Source organism: Frateuria sp. GZRR33, from assembly GCF_051900425.1.
Lineage (GTDB): Bacteria > Pseudomonadota > Gammaproteobacteria > Xanthomonadales > Rhodanobacteraceae > Frateuria_A.
Map to the genome: position 1 here is coordinate 262531 of NZ_JBHZGK010000005.1, position 19486 is coordinate 282016.

At 69.8% G+C, this 19486-nt stretch carries 21 protein-coding genes; 14 read left to right on the forward strand and 7 right to left on the reverse strand.

Annotation, left to right across the window (positions count from 1 at the left end; genetic code table 11):
* The first annotated feature begins 25 nt into the window (after window positions 1–25).
* On the forward strand, window positions 26–1111 hold the full coding sequence (locus tag ACFWZU_RS08655) for a PA0069 family radical SAM protein (RefSeq protein ID WP_439701101.1): 1086 nt from the start codon (window positions 26–28) through the stop codon (window positions 1109–1111).
* Window positions 1112–1423: 312 nt separating this feature from the next.
* On the opposite strand, the gene ACFWZU_RS08660 is transcribed toward ACFWZU_RS08655, so the two are convergent.
* The 3 genes from ACFWZU_RS08660 to ACFWZU_RS08670 all read right to left on the reverse strand — a co-directional run bounded on the left by ACFWZU_RS08660 (window position 1424) and on the right by ACFWZU_RS08670 (window position 4398).
* Entirely contained in the window at window positions 1424–3112 is a 1689-nt protein-coding gene (locus tag ACFWZU_RS08660) for an ABC1 kinase family protein (protein ID WP_439701102.1), read from the reverse strand.
* Window positions 3113–3241: 129 nt separating this feature from the next.
* Window positions 3242–3988 (reverse strand): CPBP family glutamic-type intramembrane protease, encoded by a 747-nt coding sequence (locus tag ACFWZU_RS08665; protein WP_439701103.1) that lies wholly within the window; start codon window positions 3986–3988, stop codon window positions 3242–3244.
* Complete coding sequence (locus tag ACFWZU_RS08670; RefSeq protein ID WP_439701104.1) at window positions 3988–4398, reverse strand: GntR family transcriptional regulator; 411 nt, start codon at window positions 4396–4398, stop codon at window positions 3988–3990. Before ACFWZU_RS08670 ends, ACFWZU_RS08665 begins: the two co-directional genes overlap by 1 nt.
* Before the next feature lie 270 nt (window positions 4399–4668).
* Between ACFWZU_RS08670 and ACFWZU_RS08675 the strand changes: the two genes are divergently transcribed.
* Entirely contained in the window at window positions 4669–4845 is a 177-nt protein-coding gene (locus tag ACFWZU_RS08675; protein ID WP_439701105.1) for a hypothetical protein, read from the forward strand.
* 34 nt (window positions 4846–4879) lie between these two features.
* Here the strand turns inward: ACFWZU_RS08675 and ACFWZU_RS08680 are convergent, their stop codons facing one another.
* The 3 genes from ACFWZU_RS08680 to ACFWZU_RS08690 form a co-directional block, all read right to left on the reverse strand.
* Window positions 4880–6901, reverse strand: coding sequence for a prolyl oligopeptidase family serine peptidase (locus ACFWZU_RS08680; RefSeq protein ID WP_439701107.1), 2022 nt, complete (start codon window positions 6899–6901; stop codon window positions 4880–4882).
* Between the two features lie 177 nt (window positions 6902–7078).
* Window positions 7079–7975, reverse strand: a complete 897-nt coding sequence (locus ACFWZU_RS08685; protein WP_439701108.1) for a patatin-like phospholipase family protein — start codon at window positions 7973–7975, stop codon at window positions 7079–7081.
* Between the two features lie 96 nt (window positions 7976–8071).
* On the reverse strand, window positions 8072–9103 hold the full coding sequence (locus tag ACFWZU_RS08690) for a class 1 fructose-bisphosphatase (protein WP_439701109.1): 1032 nt from the start codon (window positions 9101–9103) through the stop codon (window positions 8072–8074).
* Window positions 9104–9382: 279 nt separating this feature from the next.
* Between ACFWZU_RS08690 and ACFWZU_RS08695 the strand changes: the two genes are divergently transcribed.
* The 11 genes from ACFWZU_RS08695 (at window position 9383) to ACFWZU_RS08745 (ending at window position 17819) form a co-directional block, all read left to right on the forward strand.
* Entirely contained in the window at window positions 9383–9991 is a 609-nt protein-coding gene (locus tag ACFWZU_RS08695) for a DJ-1/PfpI family protein (protein ID WP_439701111.1), read from the forward strand.
* Between the two features lie 143 nt (window positions 9992–10134).
* Window positions 10135–10875, forward strand: a complete 741-nt coding sequence (locus ACFWZU_RS08700) for an NIPSNAP family protein (RefSeq protein WP_439701112.1) — start codon at window positions 10135–10137, stop codon at window positions 10873–10875.
* Window positions 10872–11276 (forward strand): GFA family protein, encoded by a 405-nt coding sequence (locus ACFWZU_RS08705; RefSeq protein ID WP_439701113.1) that lies wholly within the window; start codon window positions 10872–10874, stop codon window positions 11274–11276. Before ACFWZU_RS08700 ends, ACFWZU_RS08705 begins: the two co-directional genes overlap by 4 nt.
* A gap of 12 nt (window positions 11277–11288) precedes the next feature.
* Window positions 11289–11678 carry a VOC family protein gene (locus ACFWZU_RS08710; RefSeq protein ID WP_439701114.1) on the forward strand — a complete coding sequence of 130 codons (390 nt, stop codon included), beginning with the start codon at window positions 11289–11291 and terminating at the stop codon, window positions 11676–11678.
* Window positions 11675–12301 carry a glutathione S-transferase family protein gene (locus tag ACFWZU_RS08715; RefSeq protein WP_439701115.1) on the forward strand — a complete coding sequence of 209 codons (627 nt, stop codon included), beginning with the start codon at window positions 11675–11677 and terminating at the stop codon, window positions 12299–12301. The genes ACFWZU_RS08710 and ACFWZU_RS08715 overlap by 4 nt, the downstream gene beginning before the upstream one ends.
* A gap of 57 nt (window positions 12302–12358) precedes the next feature.
* A complete protein-coding gene (locus ACFWZU_RS08720; RefSeq protein ID WP_439701116.1) occupies window positions 12359–13060 on the forward strand; it encodes a helix-turn-helix transcriptional regulator in 702 nt (233 codons plus the stop codon).
* 135 nt (window positions 13061–13195) lie between these two features.
* The gene (locus ACFWZU_RS08725) at window positions 13196–14953 is read left to right on the forward strand and encodes a DUF885 domain-containing protein (RefSeq protein WP_439701117.1); all 1758 of its coding nucleotides are present in this window, start codon (window positions 13196–13198) and stop codon (window positions 14951–14953) included.
* Window positions 14954–15110: 157 nt separating this feature from the next.
* Window positions 15111–15503 carry an MbcA/ParS/Xre antitoxin family protein gene (locus ACFWZU_RS08730; protein ID WP_439701118.1) on the forward strand — a complete coding sequence of 131 codons (393 nt, stop codon included), beginning with the start codon at window positions 15111–15113 and terminating at the stop codon, window positions 15501–15503.
* A gap of 163 nt (window positions 15504–15666) precedes the next feature.
* Complete coding sequence (locus ACFWZU_RS08735; protein WP_439701120.1) at window positions 15667–16353, forward strand: RES family NAD+ phosphorylase; 687 nt, start codon at window positions 15667–15669, stop codon at window positions 16351–16353.
* Between the two features lie 53 nt (window positions 16354–16406).
* Window positions 16407–17084 (forward strand): SGNH/GDSL hydrolase family protein, encoded by a 678-nt coding sequence (locus tag ACFWZU_RS08740; protein ID WP_439701121.1) that lies wholly within the window; start codon window positions 16407–16409, stop codon window positions 17082–17084.
* A gap of 93 nt (window positions 17085–17177) precedes the next feature.
* Window positions 17178–17819, forward strand: coding sequence for a GDSL-type esterase/lipase family protein (locus ACFWZU_RS08745; RefSeq protein ID WP_439701122.1), 642 nt, complete (start codon window positions 17178–17180; stop codon window positions 17817–17819).
* Between the two features lie 107 nt (window positions 17820–17926).
* On the opposite strand, the gene phhA is transcribed toward ACFWZU_RS08745, so the two are convergent.
* Complete coding sequence (gene phhA, locus ACFWZU_RS08750; RefSeq protein ID WP_439701124.1) at window positions 17927–18823, reverse strand: phenylalanine 4-monooxygenase; 897 nt, start codon at window positions 18821–18823, stop codon at window positions 17927–17929.
* A 147-nt stretch (window positions 18824–18970) separates the two neighbouring features.
* On the opposite strand from phhA, the gene ACFWZU_RS08755 reads away from it, so the two are divergent.
* A complete protein-coding gene (locus ACFWZU_RS08755; RefSeq protein WP_439701125.1) occupies window positions 18971–19447 on the forward strand; it encodes an Lrp/AsnC family transcriptional regulator in 477 nt (158 codons plus the stop codon).
* Window positions 19448–19486: the final 39 nt, after the last annotated feature.

Genomic DNA, 19486 nt, shown 5'->3' on the forward strand with positions numbered 1-19486 from the left:
GACGCCGCCGCGCTAGATTGGAAGGATGTCCGAGCTCCCCCCGCATGCCATCAAGGGCCGCGGCGCTGCCTCCAACCCGGAGGGGCGCTTCGAGAGCCTGCGCCACCACGCCGAGGACGATGGCTGGCAGAGCCTGCTGCTGGATGCCGACGCGCCACGCCCGCGCACCGAGGTGACCGAGGAACGCGCGCGCAGCGTGATCAGCCGCAACGACTCGCCGGACATCGCCTTCGAGCAGGCGATCAACCCCTACCGAGGTTGCGAGCATGGCTGCATCTACTGCTACGCCCGGCCCTCGCACAGTTACCTCAACCTCTCGCCCGGGCTCGACTTCGAAACCCGGCTGCGCGCCAAGGGCAACCTGGCCGAGGTGTTGCGCGCGGAACTCGGCAAGCGTGGTTACGTGCCCACGCCGATCAACATCGGCAGCAACACCGATCCCTACCAGCCGGTCGAGAAGCGCTGGCGCCTGACCCGTGCCGCGCTCGAGTTGCTGGCCGAGTGCCACCATCCGTGCACCATCGTCACCAAGAACGCATTGATCGAGCGCGACCTGGACCTGCTCGCCGGCATGGCGCGGGAACGTCTGGTGCAGGTGTTCATCTCGGTCAACTCGCTGGACAACCACCTGGCGGCCAGGCTCGAGCCGCGCGCCAGCGCACCGCATCGGCGCATCCAGGCCATCGAGGCGCTGGCCGGCGCCGACGTGCCGGTCGGCGTGCTGGTCGCGCCGATCATTCCCGCGCTCAACGATCGCGACATGGAAGCGGTGCTCGAGCGCGCGCACGCCGCCGGCGCACGCTGCGCCGGCTACACCGTGGTGCGCCTGCCGTACGAGCTGAAGGCGCTGTTCCGCGAGTGGCTGGCGCTGCACGCGCCGCAACGCGCCGCGCATGTGATGAGCCTGATCCAGCAGATGAACGGCGGTCGCGACTACGACAGCGACTTCCGCACGCGCATGCGCGGGCAGGGCGTGTTCGCGCAGCTGCTCAGACGGCGTTTCGAGGTGGCGTGCCGCAAGCACGGCTTCGGACGTGCGCGCGAGCTGGCGCTGGACACCTCCCGTTTTGTGCCACCGCGGGAAGCGTCGCCGCAGGGTGTGTTGTTCTAGGCGAGGCTTCCCCCATCCGCCTGTCGGCACCTTCCCCCGTGAAACGGGGGAAGGCTCACTTGCCACCACGGAGGTGGCTGGCGCAATCCCGCACCACGCTCCTTCCCCGCTCGCGGGGGAAGGAGCCCGAAGGGCGTGTTGTTCCATGCGAGGCTTCCCCCATCCGCCTGTCGGCGCCCTCCCCGTGAAACGGGGGAAGGCTCACTTGCAGCCTCTATGCAGGTAGGTGGCGCAATCCCGCACCCCGATCCTTCCCCCGCCTGCGGGGGAAGGTGCCCGAAGGGCGGATGGGGGAAGCCTTGCCTCGACCTCTCAATCCGGCGGCCGGTTAGCCGCCCGCTCCACCTTGCCGTCGCGACGCAGCGCGCTGATCACCAGGCTCAACCCCAGCACCGACGCGACTGCGATGAACAGCACCGCCAGGACCGGCAAACCGAACAGCATCGGCCCGCTGTGCATGCGCGAGGTCAGTGCGCCGCCGATCACCAGCGCCGCCACGATCACGCCCGTACTGATGCGGTTGGCGATCTTCTGCAGGCTTTCCATCATGTGCGACTCTTCCAGCCCGTCCACGCGCACGCGCAGGCGGTTCTGCGCCAGCGTGCGCAGGATCGCCGCGACGTGTTGCGGGGTGTGTCGGGCCAGCTCCTGCAGGTCCAGCCACTCGGTTGCCAGGTTGGCCGGGGAGAGCGTGCCCAGCGCCTGCCGCCGGAGCACCTGCTGCAGGTGCTGCTCCACCACGCGGCGCGTGTCGATGGTCGGATCGAGCGCGCTGGTGACCGCCTCCAGGTTCAGCAGCGTCTTGCCCAGGATCGAGAGCTCCGCCGGTGGCCGCAGGCCGCAGGAGGCGCCCACGCGGGCCAGCTCCAGCACCAGCCGGCCTTCGGAAAACTGGCGGCTGGAGTTGTGCAGGCCCACGTAGCTGGCGACCAGCTGCTCGGCCTGACGCCGGTAAAGGTTGCGGCGGAAATCCTCCAGCGCCATGCCCATGGCTTCGCTGATGTCGGCCACCTGGTCGCCGTTGCCGGAGATCGCGCCCAGCATCAGCTTGAGCAACTGGTGGCGCGTGCGCGGCACCAGCCGCACCACCATCCCCAGGTCGAACAGCGCCAGCCGGTGGTCTTCCATCAGCAGCACGTTGCCCGGATGCGGGTCGGCATGGACCAGGCCATGGATGAACACCTGGTCCAGGTAGGCACGCAGCAGCTCGCGCGCCTGCTCGTGCAGCGGGTGCTCGATGCGCCGCAGGGACGGGATATGGGTGACCTTGATGCCGCGCACGCGCTGCATGGTCAGAACGCGGGTGGTGGTGAAGTCGGCCAGTGGCAGCGGCACATAGAGCGCGTCGTAGCCGCGCAGGTTCTCGGCGAAGCGGCGCAGGTTCTCCGCCTCCAGCTCGAAGTTGATCTCGTTGGCGAGGCTGTGGCGTAGCTCGTTCACCAGCCCGGCGAAGCCGTAGCGCCGGCCGACGTCGGTCATGCGGTCGGCGGCGCCGGCCAGTTTTTCCAGGATCGCCAGATCCTCGCGCAGCGTCTGCGCGATGTTCGGCCGCTGCACCTTGAGCACCACCTCGCGCCCGTCATGCAGCGTGGCCGCGTGCACCTGCGCCACCGAGCCGGCGGCCAGCGGCTCGTCATCGAAGCGCGCGAACAGCGTGCCGATGCGCACGCCCAGTTCGGCCTCGATGGTCTGGCGGATCTCGGCCACCGGCACCGGCACGACATCGTCCTGCATCCGTTCCAGTTCGGCGATGTAGGGCGCCGGCACCATGTCCGGCCGGGTGGAGAGCGCCTGACCCACCTTGATGAAGGTCGGGCCCAGTGCTTCGAGGTCGTCGACGAACTGCTTGGGCTGGCCTGGCCGGACCGCCTCCTCCTCGTCGGCCAGCGCCGCCTCCTGGATGTCCAGTTCCAGCCCGCTGAACAGGCCGGCCTTGCGATAGCGCAACAGGAACGCGCCGATGCGGGCGTAGCGGGACAGACGGGCAGTGGTTTCGTTCACGCCTTCGGCTCCATGGTCTCCATGGAGCGTGGAGTGGGGGGCGGCAACGGCGCGTCAACGGCCGGACAGGTTTACCGGGGCTCGTTCGCGCAAGCTCGGCACAGGGGCAGAGCGCGGGACACCTGCCCATCAACCGGGTTGGCCAGGAAGGGATGCCGGCGTTGCATCGGAAGCGCCGGTCCCCACCGGCACGAGCAGCGCGCGCAGGTCGATCAGCACGTGCAGCAGCATCGGCAGCAGCAGGCTGCCGCTGGACAGGTACAGCCAGGCGAGCAGGGCGCCCAGCAGGGCGGTGGCCAGCATGCCGCCGAGCCCCTGGTAGAAGTGCGCCCACCCGAAGGCCAGCGCGAGCACAACCACGGTCGGCAGCATCGCCAGCTGCGGCCACGCCGCGTGCAGGGCGGCGGCGGCGAAGCCGCGCCAGATCCATTCCTCGGTCAGTCCGGCGGTTACCGCCAGGAAGGCAAACCCCCAGCGTTCGGCGCGGTTGTGCGGCAGCATCCGCAGCACCTTGTCCCCACCGGCCACGCGCGGTGCGGGGCTGCGCTTGCGGCGCGACAACACGATGCCGACCGCGGCACCGGCGATCAGTGCACCGGTCATGCCGGCGACGAAGCTCCAGGCCGCGTCCCCGGTGTGTGGCCAGCGCAGCCCCACCTCGCCCGGCGACCAGCCCTGGGCCAGTACGACCAGCGCTGTGACGAAGGCAAGCGCCCAGGCCATCCACGTCCAGCTCCGGTAGAAGCGCAGGCGAGCGCCCGGCTGGCCGGCAGCGAGCGCGGCAAGCAGCCGGCGATGCGACCAGCGTCCCAGCAGCGGTTCGCCCAGCAACAGCCAGGCGGCCAGCATCGGGCTGGCCAGGCTTGCGAAGTCCATCAGCGTTTCCCCAACAGTTTGCCGAGGCCTGTGCGTGCGTCGCGACTACGCCGGCGCAGCACAGGCTCGGTTGGCAGTTCCAGTTCCTGCGCCTGGCGCGCCAGCGCAAGCATCTGCGGTTCAAGCAGTGCCAGGCGCTGGGCCTGGCTGTGCGCGGTACGTTGTCCCGCAGCCACCGCCATGCCCTTGCCGCGCACTCGCTCCAGCAGCCCCTCGTTCTCGGCCAGGCTGTAGGCACGCGAGACGGTCATCGGGTTGACTGCGTGGAACCCGGCCATCCCGCGCACGGATGGCAGCAGTTCGCCCGTCGCCAACTGGCCGCTGGCAATCAGGCGACGCAGTTGCTCGACGATCTGCCGATAGATCGGCTCGGCCGACGCGGGCTGAATGATGAACAGCGAGGCAACCATGTGTATCAGTACATCAATACGATGGGCAGGCGTCGAGCATGACCCATGGAGCAGTCGCTCCCCGGCGCGCGATCGTGTTGCGCCTGTGGCCCGCCCTCGGCACGAGCGGGCCTTGCAAGCAGCCTGAGCGGGATGAGGGGCGGCTCCCCCGAAAGCTTCACTCCATGCGCGGGCCGCGTTCGAGAGCCGAAAGGGCAGCCGTGGGCTTCACGCGCCGGTGATCGCCCAGCCGCTCTGCTTTCCCCGGAACCCCTGCCACGGAGGCCACCGATGTCGTCGTTCTCGCTCTACCTGCTCGGCATCCTGGTACTGATCGCCGGCCTGGCCTACGTCGCCTGGCTGATGCACGCGCCGCTGCAATGGATCGGCGCGGGCGTGATCGTGGTGTTCGGGCTGGGCATCCTGGGCGCGGTCAAGCACACCCAGCGGCGCGATCCGCCGAAATAGCCGGACCGGCATCGCCGGCCCGGCGGCGGCCGGCTCAGCTGGCCGGCAGGTAGGTCGCGAACCACGCCAGCGCGCGCTGCAGTACGTCGCGCTGGTGCGCCGGGTCGACGAAGTGGTGGCCCTCGTCCGGGTACACCACCAGCGAGGTTGGCACGCCCTGGGCGCGCAGCGCATGCCAGTACTCGAACGACTGCGGCGCCGGGCATTCGGCATCCCGGTCGCCCACCACCACCAGCGTCGGCGTCTTCACCCGCTTGATGAAATTGATCGCCGAACTCCGGGCGTAGACGGCCGGGTCGTCGTACACCGACGCGCCGAAGAACGGGATCATCCACTGGTCGATCAGGTTCTGCCCGTAATAGCTCTGCCAGTTCGAAATGCCCGCGCCGGCGACCACCGCGTGGAAGCGGTCGGTCTGCGTGGGCACGAACATGCTCATGAAGCCGCCGTAGCTCCAGCCGGTCAGGCCCAGTCGCTTGTCATCGACCGGCAGCTTCTTTTCGATCGCGTCGATGCCGGCCAGGATGTCGGACAGGTCGCCGTAGCCGAAGTCCTTGCGGTTGGCCTGCACGTAGGCCTCGCCCTGGCCGAAGCTGCCGCGCGGGTTGGGCTGAAAGACGAAGTAGCCGAGGTTCGAGAACGGCACGCTGCCGTAGCCCACGCCGGGCCAGCGCGGGACCACGGCGCTGGCCGGGCCACCGTGCACGCTGACGATCATCGGATAGGTCTTCGCCGGATCGTAATGAGCCGGGTAGAGCAGCCAGCCCTGCACGTGGCGGCCGTCATGTTCCCATTCGACCGATTCGGCCTTGCCCCAGCTCGGCGCGAGCGCGGCGTTGATCGCGGTGACCGCCGGTGGCGCGGCATCGCCGAGCGATCCGGCGTGAACCTCCGGCGCGGCGGTGTAGGAGCTTTGCACGAAGGCGATGCGCTGGTGGTCGGCCGACAGCGACATCGCCATCGAGGCGCTGCCGTCGCCGATGCTGGCCGGCAGGGTGAAGCGCACGCGCTGCTGCCTGGCGTGGCCGGCGTCGATCGCGTAATCGGCCAGCTGGCTCTGGCCGTTGCTGACCTGGCTGACCAGCAGCGTGCGCGGCGAGGTCCAGGCGAACCACGACGGCGTGACATGGATGCCGGTGGTCAGATCCACGGTGGCGCCGCCCGTGGCCGGCACCGCGTAAAGATTGCCACCGGTCGCGCCCTGGTCGCTCATCAGGCCGCCGACGAAGGCCAGCCGCTTGCCATCCGGCGACCAGCGCGGCAGCGCCAGTTGCAGGCCGTGCAGCGAACCGGTGTCCGTCTTCGGGTCGACCAGCACGCGTGGGGTGGCGCCGGCGCGGGCGTCCTGGGCGTACAGCCTGGCGATCCACCAATTGTTGTCGCCCGGCGCCGGTGCGGCGACGTAGGCGAGCTGCCTTGCGTCCGGTGACCAGCTGAACTCGTAGACGTAGCTGTCGGCCGGGGTGACCAGTGCCGGCGTACCGCCGCTGGCGGGCAGGGTGGCGACGCGCTGGATCTCCAGCCCTTCGACGCCGATTTCGCCGACCTGGGGCTTGGCCGCCGCCACCGCGCTGGCGCGGCGGGTCGCGCCCTGGACGTAGAGGAAGCCCAGCGTGCGGCCGTCGGCCGACCAGGCGAGGTCATGTGCGTAGCCGTCCAGATCGGCCAGCCGGCGCGGCGCGTCCTGTCGTGTGACGTCGGCCGTATATACGTCCATGTCGCCGGCCTTGCCGCCGCAGTCGGACAGGAAGGCCAGGTGGCGCGAGTCGGGTGCCCAGGCGATCTCCTCCTGCTTGCACGGCGAGTCCCCCATCGCCAGCGGATGGGCGTCGCTGCCGTCGGCATGGGCGAGCTGGATCACCGGCTTGCCGTGGCTTTCGACCACCCAGGCCAGCCGCCGGCCATCGGGCGAGAGCTGGACGGCGTGGATCGCACGCACCTGCCCGAGCTGGTCGAGCAGCTGGTCGATGCGCGGGTCGACCTTGCCTGGCGCGGCGGACGCCAGCGGGGCAAGGGCCAGGGTGAGCAGGGGCAGGAGGCGCAGGGAAGGGGGCATGGGCCGCTCTCGCGAGGGAAAGGGGCCACGCTAGCAGCGCACCGGCACCCGCTCCAGTGCGGCCGGTCACAGCGGGGCCGTGTAGGAGCGCCCTTGGGCGCGACCGCGATTGCCGGCTTCGTGACAAGGTGACAAATCGCGGTCGCGCCCAAGGGCGCTCCTACAAGGGGACTTCGGTCAATGGGAGGCCATGGCCGGCGGCGCCTGACGTGCCGCGGCCAGCCGCGCGCGGATCAGCGGCATCGCCGCCAGCGCGGCCTTTTCGCCTTCCATGATCGCCCGCTCCTTCTGCGCGAAGTCGGCCGCGCCGATGTCGTTCACCTTCGGCCGGATCACCACGTCGGCGCGCGCCAGTTCCTGCGCGCCCAGGTGCTGGCCCATGATCACCACCGAGCGGCCGACGATGCCGACCATGTCCGCCGGCAGCGTGCCGTCGCTGCGCGAGGAAATGTCCACCGCGATCACGAAGTCGGCGCCCAGTTCGCGCGCGGCATCGACCGGCACCGGGCTGACCACGCCGCCGTCGACGTAGTGCCGGCCGCCGATGGCGACCGGCTCGAACACGCCGGGCACGCTGCACGAGGCGCGCACCGCCGCTCCGGTGTCGCCGTGGCGGAACACCATGCGCTGGCCGGTCTCCAGTTCGGTGGCGACCGCCGCGAAGGGCAGCCTCAGGCGTTCGAGCGGGCGCTGGCGGACGAGGCCGTTGACGTAGTCCTGCAGCTTCTTCCCCTGCACCAGGCCGCCGCTGAACAGCCGCACGTCGCGGATCGCGGCTTCGTCCAGCGAGAAGGCAGCCTGCTGCATGGCGAAGGCATCCATCCCGCTGGCATACAGCGCGCCGACCACGCTGCCGGCGCTGGTGCCGGCGACGACGTCCACGTGGATGCCGCTCGCTTCGAGCATCTTGATCACGCCGATGTGCGCAAAACCCTTGGCCGCGCCGCCGCCGAGCGCGAGGCCCACCACCAGCTTGCGCGGCGGCGGCGGCGCGACCGGCGGCGGCTTGCGCACGGGCGTGCAGCCGGCCAGGGCGACGGTGAGCAGCAGCAGGAGGCGCAGGTGTCGGGCCATCGTCGGGACGAAAGGAGGATCGGCGGAAAGCGTGCGGCAGGACGATGGCGAAACCGGGGCGGGACCGGGCAGGCGCACGGGCGCCTGCCGGTCGCCTCAGGCGTAGGCGACGTCGGCCTCGCGGTGGTAGCGGGTGGCCACCTCGACTTCGCCCTTCGAGCCCAGGAACACCGGCACCCGCTGGTGCAGGCCGCTCGGCTGGATCTCGAGGATGCGCTCGCGACCGGTGGTCGCCGCGCCGCCGGCCTGTTCGACGATGAAGGCCATCGGGTTGGCCTCGTACATCAGGCGCAGCTTGCCGCCCTTGGCCCTGATCTTGGCGTCCAGCGGATAGAAGAACACGCCGCCGCGGGTAATGATGCGATGCACGTCGGCCACCATCGAGGCGACCCAGCGCATGTTGAAGTCCTTGCCGCGCGGGCCGTCCTTGCCGGCCAGCAGTTCGCCGACGTAACGCTGCATCGGCGCCTCCCAGTGGCGCTGGTTGGACATGTTGATGGCGAATTCGGCGGTCTGTTCCGGGATGCGGATGTCGCGGCGGCTGAGCATGAAGCTGCCCACCTCGCGGTCGAGCGTGAACTCGTGCGTGCCGTGGCCGAAGGTCAGCACCAGCAGCGTGGCCGGCCCGTACACCACGTAGCCGGCAGCCAGCTGCTGGGTGCCCGGCTGCAGGAAGTCCTCGACCTTCGGTTCGACCACGTCCTCGGGGCAGCGCAGCACCGAGAAGATCGTGCCGACGGAGATGTTCACGTCGATGTTGGAGGAGCCGTCCAGCGGATCGAACAGCAGCAGGTGGTTGCCCTTCGGGTACATGTCTGGGATCGGCTGCGGGTCTTCCATCTCCTCCGACGCGCAGGCGGCCAGGTGGCCACCCCAGGCGTTGGCCTCGAGCAGGATCTCGTTGGAGATCACGTCCAGCTTTTTCTGCGCCTCGCCCTGCACGTTCATGCTGAGTGACCCCGGGCTGCCGGCATTGCCCAGCACGCCGCCCAGCGCGCCCTTGCTGGTCGCCACGGCGATGCGCTTGCAGGCGCGCGTGACCACTTCGATCAACAGCGAAAGCTCGGCGTTGATGTGGCCGGCGCGGCGTTCCTCGATCAGGAACTGGATCAGCGAGACAGGCTTCATGTCGGGTCCGTGGCAGGAAGGAACGGGCATTCTAGAGGGTTGCGGGAAAGCGAACCTGTGAACCTGGAGCGGACGTTGCGAGCGCGTACAGCTCCTGGTCCCTCCCCTGCTTGGAGGGGGAAGACTGGGAGGGGGCCCTACGCTGGCCGGGAGCACCCTCCCAGCCCTCCCTGCAAGCAGGGGAGGGGGCTTGCCACGTTTCGCCCATTTGCCCGCCTGCTGACATCACGTTGGCAGCAGCCCCGGCGCATCCTGCCCACCTTGCAAAGGAGCAATGCGATGCGCGACACGGTCTATTTCCTGGTGTTCGACGGTTTTGCGGATTGGCAGGCGGCCCTGGCGCTGTGCGAGGTGCGCCGACCCGGCGACTGGCAGGTCGCCACGGTGGGTTTCACCCGCGCGCCAGTGCGCTCGATGGGTGGCCTGATGGTGCAGCCGGAACTGAGCCTGGCCGAGCTGGACTTCGCGCGCGCGGCGCTCGCCATCGTGCCCGGCGGGCACCTGTGGCAGCGCAACGAAGGCGCCTCAGCGGTGGCCGCGCTGCGCCAGCTGCACGGCGCCGGGGCGGTGGTCGCCGGCATCGATAGTGGCGTGCTGGCGCTGGCCCGCGCGGGCCTGCTCGACCGCTGCCGCCACACCGGCAACTGGGCCGGCCACATCGACGCCCAGGCACCCGGCTACGCGGGTAGCGCGCAGTACGACGCCTCGGTGCTCGCCGTAAGCGACGGCGGCACGATCACCGCCAGCCACCTGGGCAGCGTGGAGTTCGCCCGCGAGGTGATACGGACGCTGGACCTGTACGGACCGGGCGACCGCGAACACTGGTACCGCCTGTTCAAGCACGCCCAGCTGCCGCCGTGGTGCGTCGGCGAAGCGGCGGCCGCGTGAGGAGGACGACCATGCATCCGATCCTCGATCGCGTCGCCGCCGCCTACCGTCCCCTGGCCGGGCGCAACCGCCGCCTCCGGCGAGCGGCCACGGCGGCGCATGACCCTGCTGGCGCTGGTCGCCGCATTGTCCGGACGCCGGCCATGAGCGCGCACGCCGTGTTCGAGCTGCGCCAGTACACCCTGCGTCCCGGCCAGCGCGAGCGCCTGGTGGAACTGTTCGAGCGCGAGTTCGTCGAGCCGCAGGAGGCCCTGGGCATGGGGCTGCCGGGCCAGTTCCGCGACCTCGACGATCCGGACCGCTTCGTCTGGCTGCGCAGCTTCCCGGACATGCCCACCCGCGCCGCGGCGCTGGGCGCCTTCTACGACGGCCCGGTCTGGCGCGCGCACCGCGAGGCGGCCAACGCCACCATGCTCGATTCGGACGACGTGCTGTTGATGCGGCCCACGCAGGCCTTCGCGCTGGAGGGCCTGTCCCGTCCGGTGGCGGGCGAACGCGCGCCGGCCGGCCTGCTCACCGCGACGATCTGCCCGGCACCGTCCGTCGACCTGGCGGCGCTGGCCCGGGGCTTCGACGCACAGGTGCGTCCGGTGCTGGAACGCCTGGGCGTGACCGTGCTTGCGCAACTGATCACCGAGCCGGCGCGCAACACCTTCCCGCGCCTGCCGGTACGCGAGGGCGAGAGTGTGTTCGTCTGGTTTGCGGCGTTCGCCGACGCCCACGCGCAGGCCTGGCATGAAGCGGCCGCCGCCGCGGACCCGGTCGTCGTCGCCTGGGCCCGACGCCTCGACGCCACGCCCGAGACCCTGCGCCTGGCGCCCACGCCACGTTCGCTGCTGCGCGGCGCATCATCCTCCATCCGCCCACCGCGGGAGCACGCATGACCCGGACCTACCACGGCAGTTGCCACTGCGGTGCGGTGCGCTTCGCCGCCGACATCGACCTTGCGGCCGGCACCGGTCGCTGCAACTGCTCCATCTGCAGCAAGACACGCCGCTGGGGCGCCATGGTCCGGCCGGACGCCTTCCGCCTGCTGGAGGGCGAAGCGGCGCTCGCCGACTACCAGTTCGGCACCCGCAGCGTCCACTACCGCTTCTGCCGGCACTGCGGCGTGCAGCCGTTCGGCACCGGTCACCTGGAAGCGCTGGGCGGCGACTTCGTCAGCGTCAACCTGGCCTGCCTGGACGATGCCAGCCTGCAGGAACTGGCCGAAGCGCCGGTACGCTACTTCGACGGGCGCCACGACAACTGGATGAACCCGCCGGCCGTGACCGCTTACCTCTAGGGAGCACATGCGATGTTCGATCACCTGGGCCTGCCCGTTACCGACCTGGAACACGCGCGCCGCTTCTACGAACAGGCGCTGCAGCCGCTCGGCATCGAGGTGGTCAAGAGCTTCCCGGACGCGGTGGGACTGGCTGCCGGCCGGGGCCGCAAGGGCGAGCAGGAACTCTGGCTGACCCGCGCCGACCACGCGCCGTCGCCGATGCATATCGCCTTCGCCGCCGCTACCCGCGCGCAGGTCGACGCCTTCCATCGGGCCGCACTCGCGGCCGGTGCCCGCGACAACGGTGCACCCGGACTGCGCCCGCAATACCACGACGGCTACTACGGAGCGTTCGTGACCGGCCCGGACGGGCACAACCTGGAGGCGGTCTGCCATCTGCCGCCGGAGAGCACGCAATGAACCCACCGAAGGTCACCTTCTTCCACGCGCCGCAGTCGCGCTCGCGCGGCACGCTCGCCCTGTTCGAGGAACTGGGCGTCGACTACGACCTGCACCTGCTGGACCTCAAGGCCGGCACGCAGCGCGACCCCGACTACCTGGCGCTCAACCCGCTGGGCAAGGTGCCGGCCATCCGCCACGCCGGCGCGATGGTGACCGAGCAGCCGGCGGTGATGATGTACCTGGCCGACCTCTACCCGGAGAAAGGACTGGCGCCGGCCATCGGCGATCCGCTGCGCGGGCCGTACCTGCGCTGGATGGTGTTCTACGGTTCCTGCTTCGAGCCGGCGCTGGTCGATCACTCCATGCAGCGCGATCCGGCCCCGCATGCCACCTCGCCCTACGGCACCTGGCAGGAAGTGCTGGACGCCATCGTCGACCAGCTCACGCCCGGGCCATGGCTGCTCGGCGAGCGCTTCACTGCCGCCGACGTGCTGTGGGGGACCGCACTGCACTGGACCACGATGTTCAAGCTGGTGCCCGAGCTACCGCCGGTGCGCGCATACATCGACCGCGTGCGCGCGCGTCCGGCGATGCAGCGGGCCGAGGCGAAGGATGCCGCGTTCCTCGCCAGCCAGTCTTGAACGGCCCCGGGCGTCGGCGCACTGGCCCGCAGTGCGGGCCTCGGCGATCATGCGCGCATGCGCCGCGCCGATCGCCTGTTCCTCATCATCCACGCCCTGCGCGGCCGCCGTACCGCGCTGCAGGCGCGCGCGCTGGCTGAAACGCTGGGCGTGTCGCTGCGCACGGTCTACCGCGATGTCGCCGACCTGCAGCTCTCGGGGGTGCCGATCGAAGGCGAGGCGGGCGTGGGCTACGTGCTGCGCAAGGGCGCGGACATCCCGCCGCTGATGTTCACCGCCGAAGAGCTCGAATCGCTGGTGGTCGGCACCCGCTTCGTGCGCGCCTTCGCCGGCGAGCGCCTGGCCGAGGGCGCGCAGGCGGCGCTGATGAAGATCGAAGCGGTGTTGCCGCCGGAGCTGCGCGAGCGCGCCGCGCGCACGCGCATCTACGCGCCGGTGTGGCGCGACGAATTCAGCACGGCTTTCGCCGCGCGCATCGACCGCCTGCACGCGGCGATCGAGGGGCAACGGGTGCTGCGGCTTGTCTACCGCGACGAAGCCGGCCAGGCGAGCACGCGCGACGTCGAACCGCTGTGCCTGGCGTTCTGGGGCGGCAAGTGGACGCTGGGCACCTGGTGCCGTTTGCGTTGCGCGTTCCGCAACTTCCGCCCGGACCGGATCGACCGGTTCGACGAAACCGGCGAGCGTTTCGCGATGGGCGAGGGGCGCAACCTCGACGCCTACCTGGATGCCATGCGCGGCTACTACGCCGGCGTGTAGCGACGATACGTTGCAGGAGCGCACCCTGTGCGCGACCGGGACGATGGCGGTCGCGCACCGGTGCGCTCCTGCCGGGGCCCAACATGTCGCGCTTCTTTGCGATGATCGCCGCATCCCCTCGCAAGGAACCTGTCGATGAACCACCTGCTGGGCGGCCTGCTGGCCGCGGGCCTGTTGCTCGCCCCGGCCGTGCATGCCAACGACGCCGACGACCGCTTCAAGGCGATCTACACCCACGAATGGGCTTGGCGCACCGGGCAGGGCGACATCAGCGCCTCGGGCGAGCCGCAGCAGAACAATGGCCGGCTGGACAACGTCGACGCGGCCAGCCAGCAACAGCGGCTGGAACAGTGGCAGCAGGTGCTGGCGAAACTCGATGCACTCGATGCGAGCCAGCTCTCGCCCGCCAACCAGGTCAACTACGCCATCTACCACGCGCAGATCGCCAACCTGCTGGCCGACCAGCGCTTCAAGACCTGGCAGATGCCGTTCAACAGCGACTCGGCGTTCTGGAGCGACATCGGCTACGAACTGGACGCCGACCACCTGCGCACCGCCGGGGATTACCGTCGCTATCTCGACCGCCTGGCGCAGATCCCCGCCTACTTCGACCAGCAGATCGCCAACATGCGGCTGGGCCTCGAGCGCGGCTTCTCGGTGCCGCGCGCGGTGCTGGACGGGCGCGACGCGTCGATCGCCGCCGTGGCCGAGCTCAAGGATCCCACCGCGAGCAGCTTCTACGCGCCGTTCAAGCACCTGCCCGACGCGATCCCGCCCGACCAGGCGCAGGCGCTGCAGGGCGAGGCGCTGCGACGCATCCGCGATGAGGTGATCCCGGCCTACGCCACGCTGCTGACCTTCTTCCGCCAGACCTACGTGCCGCGGGCGCGCACCACGCTCGCGGCCGAAGCGTTGCCGGACGGCAAGGCGTTTTACCGCCAGCAGATCCGCGAGTACACGACGCTGGACCTGGATCCCGACGCAATCCACGCGATCGGCCTGGAGCAGGTGGCGACGATCCACGCGCAGATGCTCCAGACCATGAAGGCGAGCGGCTTCAAGGGCGACTTCCCCGCCTTCCTCCATTTCCTGCGCACCGACCCGCAGTTCTACGCCAGGACACCCGAGGAACTGCTGCAGCGCACCGCCTGGGTGGCCAAGGAAGTGGACGGCCAGATGAGCCGCTTCTTCGGCCACCTGCCGCGCGCGCGCTTCGCCATCGTGCCGGTGCCGGCGGACATCGCGCCGTATTACACCTCCGGCCGCGGCGGCGCGGACGCCTACCTGGTCAATACCTACGACCTGCCCTCGCGCCCGCTGTTCAACATGCCGGCGCTGACCCTGCACGAGTCCTATCCCGGCCACGCGTTGCAGCTGGAGCTGGCCGCCGAGCAGCAAGGCCAGCCCGAGTTCCGCCGGCAGGGCTACATCTCCGCCTACGGCGAGGGCTGGGGCCTGTACTCGGAGTACCTGGGCAACGAGATGGGCATCTACGACACGCCCTACCAGCGTTTCGGCTACCTCACCTACCAGATGTGGCGCGCCTGCCGGCTGGTGGTCGACACCGGCATCCACCACCTGGGCTGGACACGCCAGCAGGCCATCGACTACCTCACCCGGAACACCGCGCTTTCGGCGCGCGAAATTGCCAACGAGGTGGACCGCTACATCAGTTGGCCCGGGCAGGCGCTGTCCTACGAGCTGGGCTACCTGAAAATCCGGCAGCTGCGCGGCAAGGCCGAGCACGCGCTGGGCGCGAAGTTCGACCTGCGCCACTTCCATGACACCGTGCTGCAACTGGGGTCGGTACCGTTGCCGGTGCTGGAAAAGCGCATCGACCGCTTCATCGCCGAAGGCGGGCCGGAGCCCGATGACGGCTGCGAGTGCAGGTGACCGCCCCTGCGCGGCGCAGTCCCTGCAGGAGCGCACCCGTGCGCGACCGCCATGCCACGCGGTCGCGCACAGGTGCGCTCCTGCAGAGATCCTGGCGATTTGCGAGAACTGCGTAACTGGAGTAAATTGAACGCGAACTCCACAAGGAGAGTCGCGCATGCTGGCCCATCCCCGTCCCGAACAGGCTCCAGCCGGTGACCTTGGCGGCCCCGCGCTGCGTTCCTTCTTCCGCCTGGCCGAGCACTGGAAACTGCGCATCGCCGAACAGCGGCGCCTGCTCGGCGAACCGGCCGAATCGACGTTCTTCAAGTGGAAGCGCGACCAGGACGGCAACCCCGGTCGCGACGTGATCGAGCGGATCAGCTACCTGCTCGGCATCTGGAAGTCGCTGCAGATCCTGTTCCCCGATCCGGCCCAGGCCGATGCCTGGTTGCGCAAGCCGAACCAGGCGCCGCTGTTCGGCGGGCACTCGGCGCTCGAACGCATGCTCTCGGGGAACGTGGGCGACCTCTACGTGGTGCGCCAGTACCTGGACGCGCAGCGCGGCTGAGGCCGAGACACCGGTCGCGCCCGGCGAGACCCCGGGCTGCCATGCTTTGGCTGCTCCCCCTGCGGGCAGGGGGCTGGGAGGGGTCGTCCACGCGGCGATGCAGCCCATGAATACCTCTCCATCCGCCCTGACACGTCCGGGCGGCTGCGATCCGGAGCCGACGATGTCCACCGACCTGCCGCCCCTCAAGCGCATCCGCTGGAGCCATGCCTACCGCATCGTGCCCAGCCGTTTCCCGCCGGTGGGCGTGTTCGACCGCATCGCCGACCCGGCCGACCTGGATGCATTGTTCGCGATCGAGGCGATGACCAATCCGCGCCTGCGCGAGGAGGCCGGGGCGCTGAAGCTGGTGCCGCGCGACCGGCGCATCAGCGGGCCCGGCAGTACGCCGGTGATGGCCGCCTTCACCCACCTCAACCCGGAAGGCAGCCGCTTCTCCGATGGCACGTGGGGGGTGTTCTACGCCGCGCACAGCGTGGCCACGGCGGTGGAGGAAACCGTCTACCACCGCGAGCGCTTCCTTGCCGCCACCGCCGAGCCCGCCTGCGAAGTGGAGATGCGCTGCTACCGCACCAGCGTCGACTGCAAACTGCACGATCTTCGCGGCGGCTGGCCGGCCGCCCACGACCCGCGCGACTACGCCGCCAGCGTCGCGCTGGCGCGCAGGCTGCGCGCAGCCGGCTCCGACGGCATCGTCTACGACAGCGCGCGGCACGCGGGCGGCGAGTGCGTGGCGGCGTTCTTCCCCGACGTGGTCGCGCCCTGCCTGCAGGCGCAGCACTTCATCTACCGCTGGGACGGCACGCGCATCGCGCAGGTGCTGGAAGTGAGCGAACTGAAGCGCCCCTAGGCCCGACCGCCGCGCAAACCCCGCCCTGACTTCTCCGGTGATAGCGTGGGCGGATGAAACGTCCCTGGCTCTGGCTGTTGCTCGCGCTGCTGCCGTCGATGGCATGGGCCTGTGCCGACCGGCCCGGGCAGTGGCAGGAAGACATCGCCGCGTTTGCCGCGGCGGACCGCGCGCACCCGCCTCCGGCGCACCCGGTGCTGTTCGTGGGCAGTTCGTCGATTCGCATGTGGAGTTCGCTGGCGAGCGATTTCCCTGGCCGCGCGGTGATCAACCGTGGCTTCGGCGGCTCGCGCATTCCGGACGCCACGTATTACGCCGACCGCCTGGTGGCGCCTTACCATCCGCGCGCCATCGTGCTCTACGCCGGCGACAACGACCTGGCCGAGGGATGCACGCCCGAACAGGTGCGCGATGCCTTTGCCGCCTTCGTGCGCCGTGCCCGCTCGATGGACGCGGATGTGCCGATCGCCTTCATCGCGATCAAGCCGAGCATGGCGCGCAAGAGCCTGCTGCCGCAGATCCGCCGCGCCAATGCGCTGGTACGCCGGTATGCGCGCAGCCAGGCGGGCGTCAGCTATCTGGACGTCTTTACGCCCATGCTGGGGCCGGATGGCCAGCCGCAACCGAAGTGGTTCGGCGCCGATGGCCTGCACATGAACCGGCAGGGGTATCGCCTGTGGACGGGCCTGGTGCGCGACTGGCTGCACCGTGCCCTGGACACGGCACGCTGAAACCCCGGGTAGCCGGGCGTGCGTGCCGCGTTACCACGCCGCCTTGATCGCCCGTCGCCTAAGGTCGGGCCACCAGCGTCCGACGGAGACGGCATGCTCGACCAGCCTTCCCCTTCCGGCGGCGAGGCCGCCGAGTTCCTCGAATGGCAGAGCGAGATCGCCATCTTCGCGGCGATCGACAGGCTCGAACCGCCGCCGGCCGACGCGGTGCTGTTCGTGGGCAGTTCCTCGATCCGCCTGTGGCACACGCTGGCGGCCGACTTTCCCGAGGTTCCCACGATCAACCGCGGCTTCGGCGGCTCGGAGATCGCCGACAGCGTCTATTTCGCCGAGCAACTGGTCGGGCCATACCGACCACAGGCCGTGGTCATGTACGCCGGCGGCAACGATCTGGCCGACGGCAAGTCGCCGACCGAGGTTCGCGACGCCTTCGGCGCGTTCGTCACGCAGGTGCGTCGCTGGGCGGGGCAGGTGCCGTTCGCCTACCTGTCGATCAAACCCAACCTTTCGCGGCGCCGGCAGTTGCCCCGGATCCGCCAGGCCAACGGGCTGATCCGTGCGTGTGCCGCGGCGCGCGGGGTGGATTTCCTGGACGTCCACGCGCCGATGCTCGGCGCCGACGGCCAGGCGGACCCGCGCTGGTTCGGCGACGACGGCCTGCACCTCAACGCCGCGGGCTATGCACTGTGGACCAGCGTGGTGCGCGACTGGCTGGCCAGGCAAGGGCTCCTGTAGGAGCGCACCGGTGCGCGACCGGGAGGCATGGCGGTCGCGCACAAGTGCGCTCCTACAGGGGCTCAGGCAGGTACGGGTCGAATGGGCGGAAGCCCACCCGGCAACCCTCAGGTATCGGCGTTGGTGGCGAAGCCTTCGTGGCTGCCGTAGTGGAACACGCGGTCGGCATCCTCCAGCACGTCGGCGGCCGCGTGCGGGGTCTTCTCGCGCAGCCGCGCGTAGATCGGCGTGAAGTCCGGTGTGGTCGCCTCGAACAGCTGTTCGAAGCTGTCGATCACGAAGTAGGTCTGCTGGTAGGTGTCGATGCGGTAGCGCGTGTTCATCACGCGCTCGAGGTCGAAGCCGATGCGGTTGGGCGCGTCCGCGTCCAGGCTGTAGACCGACTCGCCCTTGGAGCTGACGATGCCCGCGCCGTAGATGCGCATGCCCTCGCGAGTGTCGATCAGGCCGAACTCCACCGTGTACCAGTACAGGCGCGTGAGGTTCATCAGCGCCTCCGGTCCGATCGCGTGCGCCTTCATGCCGCCGCGGCCGTAGGCCTGCATGTAGTCGGCGAACACCGGGTTGAGCAACAGCGGCACGTGGCCGAACAGGTCGTGGAACAGGTCCGGTTCGGACAGGTAATCGAGCTGTTCGGGCTTGCGGATCCACCAGCTCACCGGGAAGCGGCGGTTGGCCAGATGATCGAAAAACACCTCGTCCGGCAGCAGCCCTTCGACCGCGACCAGCTCCCAGCCGGTGGCCCTGGCCAGCACCTGGTTGATGTCGGCGAACTTCGGGATGCCGCCGCTGCCCAGGCCGAACTTCGCCACGCCGTCGAGGAACTCCTGGCAGGCGCGCCCCGGCAGCATCTCGCACTGGCGCGCGAACAGCGTGTCCCACACCTCGTGGTCGGTGCGCGTGTAGCTCGACCAGGGCTGCTCGACCACGTCGGTGGCGTAGACCGGCACGTAGCCGCGGTCGGTCTGCTGGTGTTCGACTTTGCGGGGCGTGGCGGTTTCCATGGCGACTCCGGCAGCTTCTGGCGCATTGCGCTTTACATCCTCAAGAATACGCTGCGTGATCCGCACGAAGGTTGCATTTCTTGTGAATCAGCCGTGATCTGCCGCAGTATCCTTGCGCGGTAGGCGCAAAACGCGGAGCAAACTGCCATGTCCAAGCTCGATCGCACCGACCTGCGCCTGCTCGCCGTGCTGCAGGGCGAAGGGCGCATCACCAATGCCGAGCTGGCCGAGCGCGTGAGCCTGTCGCCCTCGGCCTGCCTGCGCCGGCTGCAGCGGCTGGAGGCCGAGGGCATCGTCACCGGCTATGCCGCCCAGGTCGACCCGCAGGCGGTGGGACTGGGCCTGCAGGCGTTCGTGCGGGTGCAACTGGCGCGGCACGAAGCCGGCGCGATCGAACGCTTCGTGGAGAAGGTCGAGGGTTGGGAAGAGGTGGTCGCCTGCCACGCGCTGACCGGCGACATGGATTACCTGCTGCACGTCTACGTGGCCGACCTGCCGCACTTCTCGCGCTTCCTGCTCGACCGGCTGCTCAACGATGCGGGTGTCGCCGACGCCAATTCGAGCTTCGTGCTGCGCACGGTCAAGCGCTCGCCGTCGCTGCCGCTAGGGCAGCTCGACGGCTGAAACGCCACACCCCACTCGCCGCCTCTTGCCCGGCCGCGC

Excerpts from the sequence above, each read along its gene's own strand:
- ACFWZU_RS08745 (WP_439701122.1), top strand. The coding sequence starts at position 17,178 with ATGCTCGACCAGCCTTCCCCTTCCGGCGGCGAGGCCGCCGAGTTCCTC.
- ACFWZU_RS08685 (WP_439701108.1), bottom strand. The coding sequence starts at position 7,975 with ATGGCCCGACACCTGCGCCTCCTGCTGCTGCTCACCGTCGCCCTGGCC.
- ACFWZU_RS08725 (WP_439701117.1), top strand. The coding sequence starts at position 13,196 with ATGAACCACCTGCTGGGCGGCCTGCTGGCCGCGGGCCTGTTGCTCGCC.
- ACFWZU_RS08705 (WP_439701113.1), top strand. The coding sequence starts at position 10,872 with ATGACCCGGACCTACCACGGCAGTTGCCACTGCGGTGCGGTGCGCTTC.
- ACFWZU_RS08665 (WP_439701103.1), bottom strand. The coding sequence starts at position 3,988 with ATGGACTTCGCAAGCCTGGCCAGCCCGATGCTGGCCGCCTGGCTGTTG.
- phhA (WP_439701124.1), bottom strand. The coding sequence starts at position 18,823 with ATGGAAACCGCCACGCCCCGCAAAGTCGAACACCAGCAGACCGACCGC.
- ACFWZU_RS08715 (WP_439701115.1), top strand. The coding sequence starts at position 11,675 with ATGAACCCACCGAAGGTCACCTTCTTCCACGCGCCGCAGTCGCGCTCG.
- ACFWZU_RS08695 (WP_439701111.1), top strand. The coding sequence starts at position 9,383 with ATGCGCGACACGGTCTATTTCCTGGTGTTCGACGGTTTTGCGGATTGG.
- ACFWZU_RS08755 (WP_439701125.1), top strand. The coding sequence starts at position 18,971 with ATGTCCAAGCTCGATCGCACCGACCTGCGCCTGCTCGCCGTGCTGCAG.
- ACFWZU_RS08700 (WP_439701112.1), top strand. The coding sequence starts at position 10,135 with ATGAGCGCGCACGCCGTGTTCGAGCTGCGCCAGTACACCCTGCGTCCC.
- ACFWZU_RS08735 (WP_439701120.1), top strand. The coding sequence starts at position 15,667 with ATGTCCACCGACCTGCCGCCCCTCAAGCGCATCCGCTGGAGCCATGCC.
- ACFWZU_RS08720 (WP_439701116.1), top strand. The coding sequence starts at position 12,359 with ATGCGCCGCGCCGATCGCCTGTTCCTCATCATCCACGCCCTGCGCGGC.
- ACFWZU_RS08730 (WP_439701118.1), top strand. The coding sequence starts at position 15,111 with ATGCTGGCCCATCCCCGTCCCGAACAGGCTCCAGCCGGTGACCTTGGC.
- ACFWZU_RS08655 (WP_439701101.1), top strand. The coding sequence starts at position 26 with ATGTCCGAGCTCCCCCCGCATGCCATCAAGGGCCGCGGCGCTGCCTCC.
- ACFWZU_RS08680 (WP_439701107.1), bottom strand. The coding sequence starts at position 6,901 with ATGCCCCCTTCCCTGCGCCTCCTGCCCCTGCTCACCCTGGCCCTTGCC.
- ACFWZU_RS08675 (WP_439701105.1), top strand. The coding sequence starts at position 4,669 with ATGTCGTCGTTCTCGCTCTACCTGCTCGGCATCCTGGTACTGATCGCC.
- ACFWZU_RS08690 (WP_439701109.1), bottom strand. The coding sequence starts at position 9,103 with ATGAAGCCTGTCTCGCTGATCCAGTTCCTGATCGAGGAACGCCGCGCC.
- ACFWZU_RS08670 (WP_439701104.1), bottom strand. The coding sequence starts at position 4,398 with ATGGTTGCCTCGCTGTTCATCATTCAGCCCGCGTCGGCCGAGCCGATC.
- ACFWZU_RS08740 (WP_439701121.1), top strand. The coding sequence starts at position 16,407 with ATGAAACGTCCCTGGCTCTGGCTGTTGCTCGCGCTGCTGCCGTCGATG.
- ACFWZU_RS08710 (WP_439701114.1), top strand. The coding sequence starts at position 11,289 with ATGTTCGATCACCTGGGCCTGCCCGTTACCGACCTGGAACACGCGCGC.